At 62.1% G+C, this 17488-nt stretch carries 14 protein-coding genes and 1 tRNA gene; 13 read left to right on the top strand and 2 right to left on the bottom strand.

The annotated features are described in order from the left end of the window. Positions 1 to 39: 39 nt before the first annotated feature. Both RCO24_RS02625 and RCO24_RS02620 read left to right on the top strand, forming a co-directional pair. Positions 40 to 1266, top strand: coding sequence for an FIST N-terminal domain-containing protein (locus RCO24_RS02625; RefSeq protein WP_308959844.1), 1227 nt, complete (start codon positions 40 to 42; stop codon positions 1264 to 1266). A gap of 6 nt (positions 1267 to 1272) precedes the next feature. Further along, a complete protein-coding gene (locus tag RCO24_RS02620) occupies positions 1273 to 3225 on the top strand; it encodes an EAL domain-containing protein (protein ID WP_308959843.1) in 1953 nt (650 codons plus the stop codon). Between the two features lie 27 nt (positions 3226 to 3252). On the opposite strand, the gene RCO24_RS02615 is transcribed toward RCO24_RS02620, so the two are convergent. Together RCO24_RS02615 and RCO24_RS02610 are read right to left on the bottom strand one after the other, a co-directional pair. Continuing rightward, positions 3253 to 3546 (bottom strand): DUF2218 domain-containing protein, encoded by a 294-nt coding sequence (locus tag RCO24_RS02615; protein WP_308959842.1) that lies wholly within the window; start codon positions 3544 to 3546, stop codon positions 3253 to 3255. A 142-nt stretch (positions 3547 to 3688) separates the two neighbouring features. Next, positions 3689 to 5845: a TonB-dependent receptor domain-containing protein gene (locus RCO24_RS02610; protein ID WP_308959841.1), complete on the bottom strand. Its 2157-nt coding sequence runs from the start codon at positions 5843 to 5845 to the stop codon at positions 3689 to 3691. Between the two features lie 233 nt (positions 5846 to 6078). On the opposite strand from RCO24_RS02610, the gene RCO24_RS02605 reads away from it, so the two are divergent. The 11 genes from RCO24_RS02605 to secE all read left to right on the top strand — a co-directional run bounded on the left by RCO24_RS02605 (position 6079) and on the right by secE (position 17461). Beyond that, entirely contained in the window at positions 6079 to 7086 is a 1008-nt protein-coding gene (locus RCO24_RS02605) for an AraC family transcriptional regulator (protein ID WP_308959840.1), read from the top strand. 131 nt (positions 7087 to 7217) lie between these two features. Then, on the top strand, positions 7218 to 8183 hold the full coding sequence (locus tag RCO24_RS02600) for a siderophore ABC transporter substrate-binding protein (RefSeq protein WP_308959839.1): 966 nt from the start codon (positions 7218 to 7220) through the stop codon (positions 8181 to 8183). A 57-nt stretch (positions 8184 to 8240) separates the two neighbouring features. Continuing rightward, the gene (locus tag RCO24_RS02595; protein ID WP_308959838.1) at positions 8241 to 9203 is read left to right on the top strand and encodes an iron chelate uptake ABC transporter family permease subunit; all 963 of its coding nucleotides are present in this window, start codon (positions 8241 to 8243) and stop codon (positions 9201 to 9203) included. Continuing rightward, the gene (locus RCO24_RS02590; protein WP_308959837.1) at positions 9187 to 10158 is read left to right on the top strand and encodes an iron chelate uptake ABC transporter family permease subunit; all 972 of its coding nucleotides are present in this window, start codon (positions 9187 to 9189) and stop codon (positions 10156 to 10158) included. Before RCO24_RS02595 ends, RCO24_RS02590 begins: the two co-directional genes overlap by 17 nt. After that, positions 10155 to 10913, top strand: coding sequence for an ATP-binding cassette domain-containing protein (locus tag RCO24_RS02585; protein ID WP_308959836.1), 759 nt, complete (start codon positions 10155 to 10157; stop codon positions 10911 to 10913). The genes RCO24_RS02590 and RCO24_RS02585 overlap by 4 nt, the downstream gene beginning before the upstream one ends. 164 nt (positions 10914 to 11077) lie before the next feature. Continuing rightward, positions 11078 to 11962 carry an AraC family transcriptional regulator gene (locus RCO24_RS02580; protein WP_308959835.1) on the top strand — a complete coding sequence of 295 codons (885 nt, stop codon included), beginning with the start codon at positions 11078 to 11080 and terminating at the stop codon, positions 11960 to 11962. A gap of 292 nt (positions 11963 to 12254) precedes the next feature. Next, the gene (locus tag RCO24_RS02575) at positions 12255 to 14567 is read left to right on the top strand and encodes a TonB-dependent siderophore receptor (protein ID WP_308959834.1); all 2313 of its coding nucleotides are present in this window, start codon (positions 12255 to 12257) and stop codon (positions 14565 to 14567) included. 38 nt (positions 14568 to 14605) lie between these two features. Beyond that, positions 14606 to 16306: an enterochelin esterase gene (gene fes, locus RCO24_RS02570; RefSeq protein ID WP_308959833.1), complete on the top strand. Its 1701-nt coding sequence runs from the start codon at positions 14606 to 14608 to the stop codon at positions 16304 to 16306. A 217-nt stretch (positions 16307 to 16523) separates the two neighbouring features. Further along, complete coding sequence (locus tag RCO24_RS02565) at positions 16524 to 16847, top strand: heavy metal-binding domain-containing protein (protein ID WP_308959832.1); 324 nt, start codon at positions 16524 to 16526, stop codon at positions 16845 to 16847. A 215-nt stretch (positions 16848 to 17062) separates the two neighbouring features. After that, positions 17063 to 17138: transfer RNA gene (locus RCO24_RS02560), tRNA-Trp, on the top strand. Positions 17139 to 17263: 125 nt separating this feature from the next. After that, a complete protein-coding gene (gene secE / locus RCO24_RS02555; protein ID WP_308959831.1) occupies positions 17264 to 17461 on the top strand; it encodes a preprotein translocase subunit SecE in 198 nt (65 codons plus the stop codon). Positions 17462 to 17488: the final 27 nt, after the last annotated feature.

The raw sequence follows: 17488 nt of genomic DNA, 5'->3' as shown, positions 1-17488 counted from the left end.
CTCTATCCGCCATAACATAAATATTGGTCGGCGTAGCAGATGGTATCAGTAAAGTCGTTCATCTCGGCGGGCGCATCAACCAGCCAGGTCCTGTCGGATTTGTCCGCGAAGATCGAAGCGGCGGCCATCAAGCCTGATCTCGCCTGCATCTTTTACGATGCCGATCACGACGACCAGGAGATCTTCCGCTCTCTCAAGCTCCGCTTTCCGGAAGCCGCTTTCTTGGGCGGTACGTCGTGTGGCGGCGCCATGAGCGAAGCCGGCCTCGGCGGCGCGGGTTCCATCGGCGTGCTGCTGATCGAGGATCACGACGGCGACTATGGCGTCGCCTCCGTCAAGCTCACCGGCGATGTTGAGGACTGTGCCGAGCGCGCTCTTCACGCCGCGCTCGATGACGCGGGATGTGCTGGAGAGCTTCCGGAACTGATCTGGATCTATCAGGCGCCCGGCCAGGAAGAAGCTGTCATAGCGGGCCTTCGTCGCGTTGTCGGTGATCGCTGCCCGATCATTGGCGGCAGCGCCGCCGACAATGCTGTTGCCGGAAAGTGGCGCCAGCTCGGGCCGGACGGTGTGATCGCCGACGGTCTGGTCGTGGGGGTACTGTTCTCGTCGGGCGGCATCGGCTTCGCGTTCCAGGGCGGTTACGAGCCGAGCGGCCCGAGCGGCGTCGTCACCAAGGTTGGCTACGGAGCAGCCGGCGATAGCGGCATCGTCACGCAGTCGCGCGGGCGGGAGATCATCTCGATCGACGGAGAACCGGCCGCCGAAGTCTACAACCGCTGGCTCGGCGGACGTTTGTCGGAAAAGCTGGGCAAAAGCGGAAGCATCCTGACCGACACGACCATGCATCCGCTCGGCATCGATGCCGGCAAGATCGAGGACGTGACTTACTTTCTCGTCGTGCATCCCAATCAGGTCACCGACACCGGCACGCTGTCCACCTTCGCCGATATCGAAGAGGGAACGCGCCTGTACAGCATGCGCGGCGACAAGACCCGGCTCGTCGAGCGAGCGGGTAAGGTCGCAACCGCTGCGGCAGCGGGAATACCGGGCGGTCTCGAAAACCTCGCCGGCGGTCTCGTCGTCTATTGCGCCGGCTGCAAGCTCGCTATTGACGAGCAGATGGACAAAGTCTCGAAGGCGATTACCGATAGCTTCGAGGGCATGCCGTTCATCGGCTGTTTCACCTTCGGCGAGCAAGGCCTCGTGCTCGACCGCAATGCGCACGGCAATCTGATGATTTCCGCCATTGCTTTTGGTCGGTAGGCACCCATGGAGGGATCGGAGGAGCTGCGCGAGACGCTGGTCGGTATGCGGCGCGAGCTTGACATGCTCCAGACCGAGACTGCGCACGCCAACGTGCTGCTCAGGGCCCTCGATGCGCTGCTGTGCGTAGACGGCGATGCCGATCCGTTCGCGGGCGTTTTTTCCGATCTGTTGCCGATCTTCAAGGCCTCTCACGCCATCGTCCTGATTCAGGAAGACAACGACGAAAGCCTGTTGGAGTGTGCGGCTTCCAACGCCCCCGCCCTGGTCGGGTCACGCTGGAAATCGAGCAGCCTCATCGCCAAGGTACTGAGCGGGCGCATCGTCACCACGCTCTCGACCGAAGGAACCGAGGATTGGCCCCCCGAGGCCGATGCCTGCCTCGAAAGAACGCAGTCCGCGCTTTATCTGCCGCTCGCCGTCCGCGATCGCCGCGGCCTTCTCATGTTGCTCCGCACGCACGGTTGCGCCGGCTTCGACCGGTCGCATGTCACGCTCGCGCGTAAATTCTCGGTCTTGGCCTCGCACGCGTTCGCAGCGCGCAACGCGCATCAAACCGAGGCTGAAAGCACCCGCCTGAAGCATCTCGCGGATCAGCTGAGAGTAAGCCAGGAGGCGCTGGCGTTCCGTGCCAACCACGATCAGTTGACGGGGCTGCCGAACCGGGCCCGCATCCAGGAGCTGGTCGACGAAGCCCTTGCCCGCAAAAGACCTGGCGAGAAGCTGGCTCTCGCTTTCATCGACCTCGATGATTTCAAGCGGGTCAACGATTTCCACGGCCACGCCGCAGGCGATGCCCTGCTGAAGGGCGTTGCCGACAGGATCCGCGCTGAGGTCAGAAAAACCGATGTTCTGGGCCGCATCAGCGGCGACGAGTTCGTCATTGTCCTCGATCCGTTCGACGAGGAAGAAGAGATCGTCGCGCTCGTCGGCCGCATCCGCGACAGGCTTCAGGCTCCGTTCGAGATCGAAGGTTTCGCGGTTGACGGAACAGGCTCCATCGGCGTCGCTTTCTTTCCCGCGCACGGCCGTGACTACGAAACCCTTCGCCGCAATGCCGATACCGCGATGTATCAGGCCAAGCTGGCTTCGAAAGGCAGCGTCGAATTTTTCAGCCAGGAGCTCGGCCGCAAATTGGCCGACAGGATTTCACTCGAGCGGCGCTTGAGAGCAGCCTTTGACGACCGCGAGTTCAAATGCGTCCTGCAGGCGAAGGTCGACATCCACACGAGAGAGATCGTTGGCTTCGAAGCCTTGGTCCGCTGGGTCGACCGGCACGGCGTCGTTCACGCGCCAGGCTACTTCCTGAAGTCGGCCAATGAACTCGGCTTGCTCGATGGCATCGCCAATATCGTGCTCGACGAGTTGATCGCCAAGCTGCCGAGCCTGGACGCCTGCTTCGGCGACGGCTTGAGGTACAGCATCAATGTCTCGCCCGCCCAAGCCGCTAAGCCGGTCTTCATGAGGGCGCTCGCCGAGAAGATCTCCGCGACCGGCCGCACCCGCAATTTCATGCTGGAGCTCACGGAGGAATCTCTCTTGGCGGCTGGCGTGTTCCAGTCGGAAATCCTGCCGTTGCTCCGCGAGAAGGGGATCGGCATCTCGATCGACGATTTCGGAACCGGGTATTCCTCATTGTCGACGTTGGCCGACATCACCGCCGACGAGCTGAAATTCGATCGATCGTTCATTCGGGCGATCCACCAGCGTCCGCGCAGCCAGAGCATTCTGCGTGCCGTCGAATCCTTGAGTGCCGCGCTCGGCATCGATCTCGTGGCCGAAGGCATCGAGACCGATTTGGAGAACGACTACTTGAAGAACAAAACCCGGATACGGGTCGGCCAGGGCTACCTGTTCCACGCGCCGCAGTTCATCGACGACATCATTGCCGAGCACGCGACGCTCGTGAGTGTTGCCGAGCCTGACAGCGAGCACCGCGCGACGGGTGTCCTTCGCTAGAGGGGCGTTTCCGTCTCGCGGCAGACGTTAGCGAGCCGATGAATCGGCCCAGGTGATGCCGATCTTCTCGCGCCATCCAAAACGGACGATGTGATCCTCGACGATGTGCTTGATGCGCTCGAGATCCGGAGCGGCTCCTGCCTCGCATCGTACGAGCAACTCGTCTCCGGTTGCGGTCATCAGGCAAAGCCCGGGCTGGAAATCGACCCGTCCTTGCGTCTCGTCGTATTCGGCCGTGGTCTTGTGCGCGAAGTGTTTGCAGAGCTGCACGAGATAGCGGCTCGCCTTCTCGGAGGTCACGCGGGCTTCGGCCGAATACATGCATCAGTCTCCGAGGTTTGAGAATCTTGTGCCTGACAAAGAGAGAACGGCCAACCTTTTAAGCTGGCCGTTCTCTGAAGTGCAACCGCCTGGCAGCTCGTTGACAGGGCCAGGTGGAAGCCCTTGTTCGATCAGGGCACGATTAGAACTCGACCTTGCCCGACAGCAGGAATGTTCTGCCTTGGTTCGCGATCGGCACCAGCGAACCGCCGAAAGCGTTGGCCCGGTCGATGTAGTAGGTGTCGAACACGTTGAGAACATCCGCCCGCAAAGTCAGGCTCGGCGCGAAGTTCGGAACCCACTGGGCATAGACGTTGTGCACGTCATAGCCTTCCAGCACGCCGATCACCCCGCCAGGCCCCGGGAAATTCTCGAGCTCGTCGTAGTCGAATACGAATTGCGACAGGAAGCCGACGGCAAATCCGGTGCGCTCGAATTCGTAGTGACCGAAGATCTTGAGCTGATCGCCGACCGGCGTGCCGTAGTACCAGGCCGTCGGCGACAGTGGACCGCCATCGAATTCGGTGACGGCATGGATGTAGTTCGCCCCGATCGTGCCCGACCGCCAGGAATATCTGGCCGACACGTCGACGCCGCGGGTTTCGATATCGCCGTCGTTCACGACCACGGTGCAGCTCGGGCAGACCGGATCGGTGATGCGCGTGTTGAAGTAGCTGGCCTCGATCAGGAGGCCGCTTTCCTCGAAGGCGAGGCCAGCCTTGTAGCTCTCCGATTTTTGGGGATCGAGCCCGGGATCGTAGGAAGCCGGGTTGTTCGGTCGGAGCAGGATCGCCTCATAGAGCGGAATGCCGCCGAAGCTGTAGCCATAGGAGGCTTTGGCCGTTAGCTGCCGCGTAAGGTCGTACTCGAGCGAGATGTTCGGGCTGACGCCGCTCGTATCGTGCTCGCTGCCGTCTGCCGCCTCCAGCCGGTTGGCATCCGCGCGCAGACCGGTTGAGACCCGCAGGTGCTCGATCGGCTCGAAGCGATACTGCGCATAGGCGCCGAAGTTCGTCAGCGTCTCGCCGAAGCTTCCCGCGAAATTCGGGTGCATGTCGGCCGGATGCACGGTGTGCGTCTCGTCGCGGTAGAAATCGACGCCGGTGGTCAGCTTGCCGGGCCCGACAACGAAGGTGTTCTGCACCTTGCCGCCGATGCTCTCGATGTCGACCACGCCGTACGCCGTGCAGCCGAAGCTGGCCACGGCGACGCCGCAGACGCCAGCCGGGCGATGCCGGTCGAGGCGGGTATCGTTCGAGTAGAACGAGACTTCCGGATCGTACCAGGCGGTCGGTTTGGTCGAAGTGTACTTGAAGGTGAAGGTGTCGCGCTCCGTTTCGGCGTACGCCGGCGCAAAGCCTGGGTGCAGCACGCTGAGGTTGGTCCGGAACGGCCGAAGCCCTTCGTCGCTGACATGCTCGCCCGACACTGCAAAGCGATGGCCTTCCGGAGACTCGTAGGCCAGCTTTCCGAGATAGTTGACGAGGTCGACGTCGGTCGCCGCCACCGTGTTTCCGTGGCCATCTTCGTAGGAATTGCCGTCCGCTCCCGACGCGTAGCCCAGGATCTCGAACCCGTTGCTTTTGCCATAGGCCGAGCCCGATTTCTTGAAGGTGCTGGAGTTGGTGTCGTAGGAGAGCGCGGCGAACCCGCCGAGCTTCTGGCCGTCCTTGAGCAGGTCCGAGACGTCCTTCGTCGTGTAGCGGATCGCGCCGCCGAGCGCGTTCGGGCCGGCATCCGCGCTTGCCGCGCCGGCATCGATCGCGACGCCCTTGAGCATGGAGGGGTCGATCACGTTGTTACCGTTGTGATGGAAACCGTTGCGCTGGGCTTGCCGTGCGCCGTCGATCTGCACGTTGAGCATCGTCTCTTCGATGCCGTGCACATAGACCTTCGTGCTGGCCTGCGTCGTTCCGCCGGCGGTCACGGCCGTTTGGCTCGAATACAGGTTCTGGATGGTCTGCGGCTGCGTCCGGTCGAGATCCTTCGACGTGATCGTCACGTCGGCGCCCTTGCCGAGCGGCCCCTTCACGGTGCTCTCGTTTGAGGGGTCGGCTGCCGCCGTCTCCGCTTCAGCGGCCGCGGGTGCGGAAGCGGGCGCCTTGTACGCCTTCTTCTTCTTGGCCTTGGAGGGTTGCGCGGCCTCGACCGTGATCGGCGGCAGGGCATCCGAGCTCTTCTCGGAAGCCGTCTGCGCGTGCGCGAGGCCCGGAGCGGCCAGGATCAGCGCCGTGATAGACAATCCGCAGCCCATGGCCCCCCGGCCGGCTGCAAACAACACACGTCCAACTTTGATCATTCCCAATCCCCCAAAGATCCCAGTCAGAATGCATAACCTTGACTGTTACATTCAAGTTTATAAGCTGGAAGCCGGGGAGAGCCACCCGCTTGGCCTTTGCGTGATCGCCAAAGACATATGCCGAAGCGGCACTCTGGGACGCGAGGCATGAGAAACCGGCCGGGATCTGCATACGACTGTCCGGGGGGCGGCGCGCACGGAGTAGGCGCGGCGAGTTCGGGGGACCACGAACCATGAGCAACATCGCGGGCGCCTGCAAGGCATCCGACAGGCCGCGGGTGAGCTGCGCCGAAATATCCGATCAGATGCGGTGCGCCGGCAGTGACCACACTTTCATCCGGCCGGATCTCGCGCCGTCGGATTCCGCGATCGAGGGGCGTTTCCTGCTGTGCCGGCTCAAATCCGGCATCGTCCTGCACGCGACCGAGATCCGTGATCTGCACGAGATGACGACCCAGCTTGTGGCGGGGCCAGACCTCACCTTTTTTGTCGTCCTCGATGGGCTCGTCGATTTCTCCATCGGCGATCGCCGCTTTATCGCGGCAGATCGGCGCAATCCGCGCACGAGTGCCGCGGATTGCGCGGCCCTCATGCTGACGGAAAACGAACTCATGACGCGCCGCGCGCACAAGGGCGATCGCACGCGAAAAGTCACAGTGTCCGTCGACGGACAATGGCTCGACGACATGACGGCAGGCACCGCCGGGCATCGGCTGCGCCAGTTCACGACATCGCATTTGTCACACGCGGCCTGGCAGGCCTCTCCGCGGCTTCTCGCGCTCGCAGAGCAGATCCTCAATCCCCCGGACCTCTGCACTGTTTTGCGAGACATGTACGTCGAAAGCCGCAGTATCGAGATGGTGGCGGAAGCGGTGACCACGCTGCGTGGCGATGCGCCGGACCCGATATCGGAAGGGCTTCACACCCGCGAGGCTCACAAGGCCCGTGCCGCACGCGACTACATCGAGGCGAACCTCGGCAAAGCCTTGTGCCTGACGGAGATCGCGAAAGAGGTGGGCGTGAGTCCAACGTCGCTGCAAAGACGCTTCAAGGCCGCCTACGGGACGACGGTCGTCGATTTCCTGCGCGCTCGCAAGTTGGAGCAGGCGCGCGATGCGCTGGAACGGGATGGCGTCAGCATCGGCGAGGCCGCCTATCTGGCGGGTTATTCGAACCCAGCCAATTTTACCACCGCCTTCCGCCGCGCATTTGGTATGCCGCCGCGAACCGTAAGGCGCTAAGCCGTGAGCGCAGCCGCGGCAGACATATAACCGCGCGGCCTGATCGCAACCATGAAGGAAGAGTGGCGCTCATCGAAAGGTGGCGCCAAAACGACTTTGGATAGAGCACGCCACGAAAAGGAGCACGCAACGTGATCGGTACAATCCAGCGCCGGACCTGGACGAACGAACGAGGCATCAGCGCGCTTCTCGCGGCGGCAACTCTGATCGGGCTGCTCGTGCTCGCTGTGGGAAGCGCGCCTGCGCGCGCGGAACCGATTGTCGTCGAGCACGCGCAAGGCGAAACGACCTTGGCCGCCATCCCGAAGCGCGTTCTCGTCCTCGATTTCGCCTCTCTCGAAACGCTCGATGCCATCGGCGTCGAAGTGACCGGCGTCGTCGGCGCGCTGCTGCCCGAGCACCTTTCGAAATACAAGGCCGACGCTTACGTCAAGATCGGAACCTTGTTCGAGCCCGACTACGAGGCAATTCACGCCGCCAAGCCGGATCTCATCATCGTCTCGGCCCGCTCGGCGCCGAAATATGGCGAGTTGTCGAAAATCGCGCCGGCCATCGATCTGTCGACCAACGACAACGATCATTTGCAAAGCTCGATCGAGCGCGCGAAAACGCTCGGCCGCATTTTCGGCAAGGAGGCGGAGGTCGAAGCGCTCGTGGCAAAGCTCGAAGCCGCGATTGCCGGCGTGCGCAAGCAGTCCGAGAATGCTGGCAAGGGGCTGATCATCCTCACCACCGGCGGCAAGATGAGCGCTTACGGACCGAGCTCCCGCTTCGGTGCGCTGCACCGTGATTTCGGCATTCCGCCCGCTGTCGAAGGCTTGGACACTGCCATCCACGGCCAGGGCGTTTCGTTCGAGCTGATCCTGAAGTCCAACCCGGATTGGCTGTTCGTCGTCGATCGCGATGTCGCGGTGGGGCGCGGCGGACAACCCGCCGCAGAGCTTCTCGACAACCCTCTCGTGGCCCGCACGGCCGCATGGCAGAAGGGGCAGGTCGTCTATCTCGATCCCGTGCGCTGGTATCTCGTCGGCGGCGGACTGATCTCGCTCCAGGCTTGCGCCGATCAGATTGCCGCGGCATTCCAGGGCAAGCGCTAAACCGCGGTCATCCCGTTCACGCCTCTTCGCACGGAGGCATCTGCAGCAAAGGTCTCGATGCTACCTCTGGCCCTCGGTATCGCAGTCGTCCTGATCCTCGCGATCACGAGCCTGTTTGTCGGCGTCAGCGACGTCTCGCTCGGCTCACTTCTGGCGTCCGGCTGGAACGATGGCCCGATGCAGGTTCTGCTGGTCAGCCGGGTGCCGCGCACGCTGGCGCTCATTCTGGCCGGCACCGCAATGGCGGTTTCGGGCACGCTGATGCAGATGCTGGCGCGCAATCGCTTCGCCGAGCCTTCGACGGTCGGCACCGTCGAAGCCGCAAAGCTCGGCTTCCTCGCCGTCCTCGTGGTCGCGCCGGGCGCCTCCGTTCCCGTGAAGCTCGTCGTCGCGTCCGGCTTCGCGCTCGCAAGCACGGCGATCTTTCTGCGTATCCTCCGTCAGCTTCCGATCCACGCGACATTGATCGTTCCGTTGATCGGCATTCTGCTCGGCGGCGTCATCAACGCGATCGCGACCTTCATCGCCTATCGCTTCGACCTCATGCAATCGCTGGCCTCCTGGAGCACGGGCGACTTCTCGATGATCCTCGAAGGGCGTTACGAACTGCTCTGGATCGGTCTTGCGCTGACGGTACTGGCCTATGTCATGGCGGATCGCTTTACCGTTGCGGGCATGGGGCGGGATTTCACGGTCAATCTCGGCCTCGACTATCGCGCCGTCGTCTCCCTCGGCCTGATCATCGTCTCGATCGTCACTGCGGTGATCGTCGTAACGGTTGGCATGATCCCGTTTCTCGGTCTCGTGGTGCCGAACCTCGTGAGCTTGACGCTCGGAGACAACGTGCGCCGCACTGTGCCGTGGGTGGCGCTCGTCGGCGCCGGCCTTGTGCTTGCCTGCGATATCGCGGGGAGGATCGTGAATTACCCCTACGAAATCCCGATTGGAACCATGCTCGGCGTCGTCGGCAGCGGCCTCTTCCTCTATCTCCTCCTGCGCAAAAATGCTCGCCTCGCTTGATCCGTCCCAGCCGCGCCCTCTGAGAGCGATCGCCGTGCTCGCGGCGATTGCGGTCGCCGTCGCCGTGGCGTTCATGACGATCGGCGCGAACGGGCAGTGGGATTTCGTACTGTCGTTTCGGGGCAGCAAGCTCGCCGCCATGGCGCTCGTTGGCTATGCGATCGCCGTTTCGACCGTGCTGTTTCAGACCATCACCGCCAATCGCATTCTGACGCCCGCCATCATGGGGCTCGACTCACTCTTCATCTTGATCCAGACGAGCCTCGTGTTCGCGCTGGGAAGTGGCCGCGTCGCGCTGATTGCGCCGCAAGCGATGTTCCTGGTCCACTGCGCCGCGATGATCGGCTTCTCGTGGCTGCTCTATCGCACGCTGTTCTCCGGACGCCTGCAAAGCCTCCATCTCGTCATGTTGGTGGGGCTCGTCCTGGGCGTGCTGTTCCGCAGTCTCGCGACGCTGATGCAGCGGATCATGTCGCCGAACGAGTTCATCGTGCTGCAGGATCGCCTGTTCGCGAACTTCAACGCGGTGAACACCGACGTGCTTTTGATATCGGCCGTCGCGGTTGCGGCCGCCACGATGCTGGGTTGGCGCAGCTTGCGGACGTTCGATGTGCTGGCGCTGGGCCGTGATGCCGCAATAAGCCTCGGCGTCGACTACAAAGCGACCGTCACGCTCGTTCTCATCATCGTGGCGGTATTGGTGTCGGTCTCGACGGCGCTCGTGGGTCCGGTCACGTTCTTCGGCCTGCTGGTTGCGAGCCTCGCCTATCGGATCGCCGGTTCATCGAAGCATATCCACGTGCTGCCGGTTGCCGTGCTGCTGGCGATCACCGCGCTCATCGGCGGTCAGCTCGTGCTCGAGCGGGTGTTCGCTCTGAACACGGCCCTCAGCATCATCATCGAGTTTGCCGGCGGTATTGCCTTCATCATCCTGACCCTGAGAAGTGCCCGATGATCGTCACGACGAACCTCACGAAAACCTACGGCAGCGCGGTCGTCGTGAACGACGTCTCGCTCAAACTGCCGCGTGGCGGCGTCACTTCGATCATTGGGTCGAACGGCGCCGGAAAGTCGACGCTCCTGGCGCTCGCGAGCAGGCTTTTACCCGCGACCTCGGGCTCCGTCACGATCGACGGCCTCGATGTGACGACCACTCCCGGCGACATGCTCGCACGCCGCCTGTCGATCCTGCGTCAGGACAACCACATCGCCGCGCGCCTCACCATCCGCGACCTGGTGGCATTCGGCCGCTATCCCCACTCCAAGGGGCGGATGACGGCCGACGACGAGAAAATGGTTTCCGACGCGATCCGCTACCTCGGCCTTGAAGCGCTCTCGGATCGCTTTTTGGATGAGATTTCGGGCGGCCAGCGCCAGCGCGCCTTCGTCGCCATGGTCCTCGCCCAGGACACGGATTACGTGCTGCTCGACGAGCCGCTGAACAATCTCGACATGAAGCACGCCGTCTCGATGATGAAGCTGATCCGCCGGATCGCCGACGAGCTGAGTAAGACGTTCGTGCTCGTCCTTCACGACATCAACTTCGCGTCGATCTACTCCGACCACATCGTGGCCATGCGCGAGGGAACCGTGGTGCGTCAGGGCACGCCTCGCGAGATCGTTCGAAGCGATGTTTTGAACCAGATTTTCGGCATCGACATCGCGATCCACGAAATCGACGGACACCGCATCGGCCTGTATTACGTCTGATGCTCTCTAAGGCACCAGCCCACTACTTAGGGTAAACTTGACTAATATGGTAAACTATAGCAAGCTGCCTTCTTCGGGGGAGGGCGGCCATCGAGACGGCTCGGCATCTGGGTTCAAGCCATCCCCGGACGCGCAGATCAGGTCTGTGCTTGTAAGGGTGTCAGATGCAGAGCGAAGCAGCCGGTAAGCCGGAGATACCGCAAAACGTATTCGTCGGGTCCTTCGACGGTCACAGCTGCTGGCCGGACAGCGAAGTTTACGACGTATGGCCGAAGTTCATCATCAATTTCTATCTCGAGGGCAGGCAGCGCTTCGTGATCGACAACATCGCTTTCAAGGGCGATGCCGGGCACGGTGCGGAGAGCCGTCCGCAGGTGCTGATGGTCAACATCAAGCAATACTCGAAGCTTTATTTCGTCGAGAGCGATGCGCCCAATACGCGCTTGAGAAAAGTGATGACCTCGGCGCCGTTGCCTTGGCTCGAGCGCGAGATGGGCATGCCGGCCGATCGCTCGCCCGCGCTCGAGGATTTCTTTTCCAGGCACCTCAGCCATTTCGCTTTCGAGCCAAGCCGCGAGTTGATCGAATTGGCCGAGCAAATCAGCCATCCGCCTGCCAATTTGAAAGGTGAGATGCGAACCCTCTACAACAAATCGCGCGGTATCGAGATCATGCGATTGTCCTGCGCGGCGCTGGTTGCGAGTGCTGAGGAGGCCGAGCATAGGCCCTTGGTGATGAGCGCGCGCCAAAGCGAACGGGTTCGGGACTACATCCTCGCCAACCTTTCGAATAACCTGACGATCGAAACCATTGCCCGCGAAACCGGCGCGAGCGCGTCCTCGGTGCAGCGCCACTTCAAGCAGCGGTTCGGGATGACCGTATTCGATTTCATCCGGCGCAAACGCCTCGATGCCGCGCGCGACGCGCTCGAGCGCGAGGGCGTGACGGTCATGCAGGCGGCCTGGATCGCCGGCTACCTCAGCCCATCGAGCTTCATAACCGCCTTCAAGAAAACCTACGGCGCGCCTCCCGGTTTGATGCGGGCATAGCTTTCAGGATCAACGCGAATGTGGTCGCGCCAGCCCGCGTGAAGTATGGCGCGTTGCGCGTCCCTGTGGCGCGCCGGGACGATCCACATCAGTCTCAGGTGCCTCGAAATATTAGAATAGATCGAGAGTAACGGCCTGACATTGTTGAGAAACGGCAAATAGGTTCTCGCCAGCGTCAGCCCCCCGGATTCAACTTTATTTCTCGATTTTCCAGCGCGATGTCTACCGCAGGGTTCGCGCACGAACGCTGTTGGTCGGGTGCGCGAAGGGGATGAATGTTGGGGGAATTAGAGTGACATCAAGCCTTCTCTCGGCCGCGTGGAACCGCGGTCAAACGCGTGTGCGCCACACCGAAACACTTCTGTCGGCCGCATCGGCCGCGGCTCTCCTGCTGGCCATGACAACGGCGTCGGCACTGGCCCAGCAGCAGAGCGCAACTCAGGAAGAGCTGCCGCCGCTTGTCGTCGAAGGGCAATCTTCGAAGAAGTCGACGAAGAAGGCGCAAGCGAAGGCCAAGACGTCTCCTACGCCGCAGTCCTACGCTGCGCCACTCGCGGTCCAGCCGGGCTCATCGTCGGGTATCGAGAAGGCCAACGGCCCGGTGAATGGATACGTCGCCAAGCAGACGGCAACGGGAACCAAGACCGACACGCCGATCGCTAAGGTGCCCCAATCGATTGCGGTCGTGCCGAAGGATCAGATGGAGGACCAGCGGGTCGGCTCCGTCGCCGAGGCGCTACGCTACACGCCGGGCGTCTTCACGGACTATCGCGGTGCGTCCAACCTCAAGGACGAGATGTTTGTTCGCGGCTTCTACTATGTCCCGCGTTATCTCGACGGAACGTACCTCGCGGGCGATCTCTCCTACGCCAAGATCGACCCCTATCTCTTGGAACGCATCGAGCTGCTGTCTGGTCCGTCGTCGGTTCTCTATGGCCAGGGCAATCCGGGCGGCATCGTCAACATGGTGAGCAAGAAGCCGACGCTCGTTCCCCTGCATGAAGTGCAGCTGACCTTCGGCAGCGACAAGCAACTCGGCCTCGCGTTCGATATCAGCGACAAGGTGGCGGGAAGCAATCAGCTTTCCTACCGGGTGACCGGCTCCGGCTTTGGCCGCGATCTGCAGGAGGATTTCGCCGAACAGCGTTCCTACGCGATTGCGCCGTCTTTGATGTGGCGGCCGGACACGAGCACCGAGCTTACGCTTCACGGCGGTTATCAGAATGAGCCCGACATGGGTTTCCGGAACTTCCTTGATGCAGCCGGCACGCTTACGCCTATTTCGGGCTACGGGTATATTCCGCGTAGCTTCTTCGTTTCCGATCCCAATTTCGAAAAGGCGGAGCGCGAGCAGTACTGGGGCGGATACGAGTTCGAGCATGCCTTCAGCGATACCCTCACGGTCCGCCAGAACGTGCGGCTCCATCACGTTGACCACGAACATCACACACTGACCTACGGAAGCCTCTCCGGTACTTCCATCAGCCGCAGGGCGAGCGGCGGAACGGAATCCTGGGATACCGTCTCTATCGACAATCAAGTGCAGGCGAAGGTCCAGACTGGCATCGCGAAACATACGCTGCTCGCGGGTCTCGACTATCTTCATCGCACCCGTGACTACCAGTGGGGCTACGGCGCGGCGACTTCAATCGACCTGGCCAATCCTCAATATGGCCACGGCCCAATTACACTGAGCCCGGATTCCGATCAGAAGCTCGAAGCGGAGCAGACCGGTGTCTACGTTCAGGATCAGATCGACATCGGTCGGTTCAGCTTCACGGCTGGCGCGCGTTATGATTGGGCGAGCACCGACATCGACGACAAAATCGGCACCAACGATCAATCGTACGATGATACCGCATTCACATGGCGCGTCGGGGCGCTTTACACCTTCGACAACGGTCTTGCGCCGTATGTGAGCTACGCAACGTCGTTCGACCCGTCGCTCTCTCTGCCACCCGCTGGTGTCAGCGCGTTCGATCCAACGACGGCGGAGCAATATGAGATTGGGGTGAAATACGCGCCGAAGGGAACCAGTACCCTGCTTACGGCCGCCTATTACGATCTCACGCAGGAAAACGTCGTGATGACCGACTATTCGGGGGGCTGGCCGGGCGTAAATCGACAGGTGGGTGAGATCCACAACAAGGGCATCGAGCTATCGGCGCGAACAGACATCACCCAGAACCTGTCTCTGATCGCGAGCTATGCGCACATCAAATCGGAGATCACCGATACCGTATCTGCCAGCGAGCTCGGCAAGATGCCCGCACGCATTCCGAAAGACCAGGCTGCGCTCTGGACTAAGTACAGCTTCTCGGATGCCGTCTTCCTGCGCGGTACGACGATCGGAGCTGGTGCGCGCTACGTCGGCCAGAGCTGGGGCAACAATGCAAATACCTTCGAGGTCCCCGATGTCACTTTGTTCGATGCGATGGTGAAGTACGACTTCGGCGCCCTCGATCACAACTGGGACGGCCTGGAGCTGCAGCTTAACGTCAAGAACATTGCAGACGAGACATATGTGGCGTCCTGCGCAAGCGCTTATGCCTGCTTCTACGGCGAAGGCCGCGTCGTAACGGGAACCCTGACCTACCGATGGTAACGAGACGATCAGGATCAACGGCCCGAGTGCTCGGGCCGTTGCTTTTTGCGATTGTGATGGGCGTGGCTCCGTCTGTCGTGGCGGAGCCGCGCAACCAGATCGTGGCGGAGCCGCGCAACCAAATCGTGGCGGAGCCGCGCAACCAAATCGTGGCGGAGCCAAGCGCGTTAGCCCCGGCAGAGGCGCACGCTTTAGAGCCTGCGAAGTCTGCCACAGGCACTGTCGCTGCCGGACAGGCGGCCGATTTCGAAGTCGTCGTTCACGAAGGCGATTTCGTGCAAGGACGCGTCGAAAGCCCAGCTGGGGCAATCGCGCTCGATCTCGTGGGCGACACGGGCGCACACATTCGCCGGCTCGCAAGTCCCGGTGCTTCGGACCAGGACTTCATGTTCGTGCCGGCAACGCAAGGTACGGCGCGCCTGCGCCTTAGCGCTGAGGGCGCGGCTCAGCCCTACACGTTGACGATCACGCGGATCCTTGCACGGGCTGCACAGGTCCCGCCCGCGCCAAGCTATCTAAGTCCGCGGATCGCGAAGCTGGCCCAGCAGGTGGCGGCGGGAGGCGGAACCGGTGAATTCTGGACGAGTATAGCCGCCGAGGGCGCGCCGATGGTTGAGCCCGCAAGCGATCCACGGAAGCGCATCGTGACGTTCCTCTGGCGCGGTGCCGAGCACAACGTGCGCCTGTTCGGCGGCCCCTCGAACGATCACGACTGGATGGACCGTCTCGGCACCAGCGACGTCTGGTTCAAGACCTACGAGATTCCCTCGTCAACGCGCCTTGCTTACAAGCTTGCCCCCGACATCCCCGAGCTTCCCGGATCAGCCCGTGAGCGCCGGCGAGCCCTGCTCGCAACCGCCCAGGCCGATCCGTTGAATAAAGCGCGACCCTGGCCACCAAATGCCGGCGATCCCTTCAATCGCGAGTCCGTGCTGACACTGCCGGATGCGCCACCCGAGCCATGGATTGAGGAGCGCGGTGCTCCGAAAGGTGCGCTGACGCAGCATCGTTTTGCGAGCGCGATCCTAGGTAACGAGCGCGACGTCGCGCTTTATTTTTCGCATGGGTTCGAGCCTGGTAATCCGGTGCATGCGCTGCTCGTGCTGTTCGATGCAGCGCCGTATCTTGAGAAGGTGCCGACCCCGACGATCCTCGACAACCTGGTCGCCGCCGGGAAAATCCCACCGCTCCTTGCCGTAATGGTCGGAAACCCGAGTTCCGAGACGCGCGGGCGGGAGCTGCCCTGCAACGCAGATTTCGGACGCGCGCTCGCAACCGAGCTGCTCCCCTGGGTGCGGACGCAGACGAAAAAGTCTGCTCAGGCGGCTCGAACCGTTGTCGCTGGCTCAAGTTACGGCGGCCTGGCTTCCGCCTGTATCGCGCGCGATCATCCGGATGTGTTTGGAAACGTGCTGTCGCTATCGGGCTCGTTCTGGTGGCACCCTGACTTCGAGCGGGGAGGCGAGGAGCCCGAGTGGCTGACGCGCCAATATGCGGCGGAGCCCGCGCGGCCCATCCGCTTCTTCCTTGGCGCAGGCCTGTTCGAGACCGGCCGCGAGCAGCCGGGCATCCTTGAAACCACGCGCCACCTGAGAGACGTCCTGATCGCGAAGGGCTACGATGTGACCCATCGCGAGTATGCGGCGACCCACGATTACCTCGCCTGGCGCAGCAGCCTTGCGGATGGCCTCATCGCCTTGCTGGGCCGCGACGGCGGCGCGAAGGCCGATCCGCATTAGAGTGCTTCCGGAAAAGTGGGAACCGGTTTTCCGACAAGAAGCACGAGCAAACAAAAAACTGGAGCCGTTCCGTGATTCCACCAAAGCCGGAACGGCTCTAGCTCAACCGGGCAAACGCTCAGGCCCGAGCCCGGCGCGCCACGATGCGTGCGTCATTGCATGGCAAATCGCGTCCGATATGCTTTGGCATTCGCAAAGATCGGGGGAGCACTGCAGCATGATCGTGACAACGACCAACGAGCTCGAAGGCTACAGGGTTGTAAAGCACTTGGGGGTTGTTCGTGGGCTGACGGTGCGATCGAGGAGTGTGGTCGGCAATATCGGCGCCGCGATCCAGATTCTCTTCGGGGGCACCATCTCGGTCTACACCAAGCTCGCCGAGGAGACCCGCCAGGAGGCGTTCGATCTTCTGATGAAGCACGCAGAGGCCGCCGGAGCCAACGCCATCCTCGGTATGCGCTACGACGCGAACGAGATTGCGTCCGCCGTGACCGAGGTTCTGGCCTATGGGACGGCCGTGGTGGTCGAAAAAGTCGGCTGAGCGCGGCTAAAATTCCCCTAAGTAGCGGGCTTTCCGGGGCCTGAACCTGGGGCTGCGGCGCAAATGACCTGAGGACAACGAGCAAGTCGAGAGCGCGGCAGACGAGAAAGTGTCCACAGGCGAGTGACAAACGCAAAAAGTTCAGCTAAGGATGCCGCCCCCGCATAAGGCATGTGCGCCTTTCGCGTCGACAAGGCGTGCACAAGCTATGCGATAGGGGAGTAGCTCAATTGGTAGAGCGTCGGTCTCCAAAACCGAAGGCTGGGGGTTCGAGCCCCTCCTCCCCTGCCATGAGGTTTTGAAGTGGATCAGTGAAGAGAGCGCCCTGATCCGGCTCGTTACGGTGGACCACGTGGGACCAGAAGAGGGACCCGGGGTGCGCCATTTTGTCACATGGCGCTCGGGAAGCGGTTTTGATGTCGAAGTTCAATCCGTTTGAATTTGTTCAAGAGGTAAGGCAGGAGGTCTCCAAAGTCACTTGGCCGACTTGGAAGGAAGTGTGGATTACCACGCTGATGGTCCTGGTCATGGTGACGTTGGCTTCCGTGTTCTTCCTCATCACGGACCAGGCCCTCGGGCATCTGGTCAACATGGTGCTTGGGCTCCGCGGTTGATCGGGCTGCAAGTTGGCCCCGTCGCGA

Origin of the sequence: Hyphomicrobium sp. LHD-15 (assembly GCF_031157355.1) — a bacterium.
Lineage (GTDB): Bacteria > Pseudomonadota > Alphaproteobacteria > Rhizobiales > Hyphomicrobiaceae > Hyphomicrobium_C.
The sequence above is the reverse complement of the archived record's forward strand: the minus strand, read 5'-3'. Positions and strand labels throughout refer to the sequence as shown.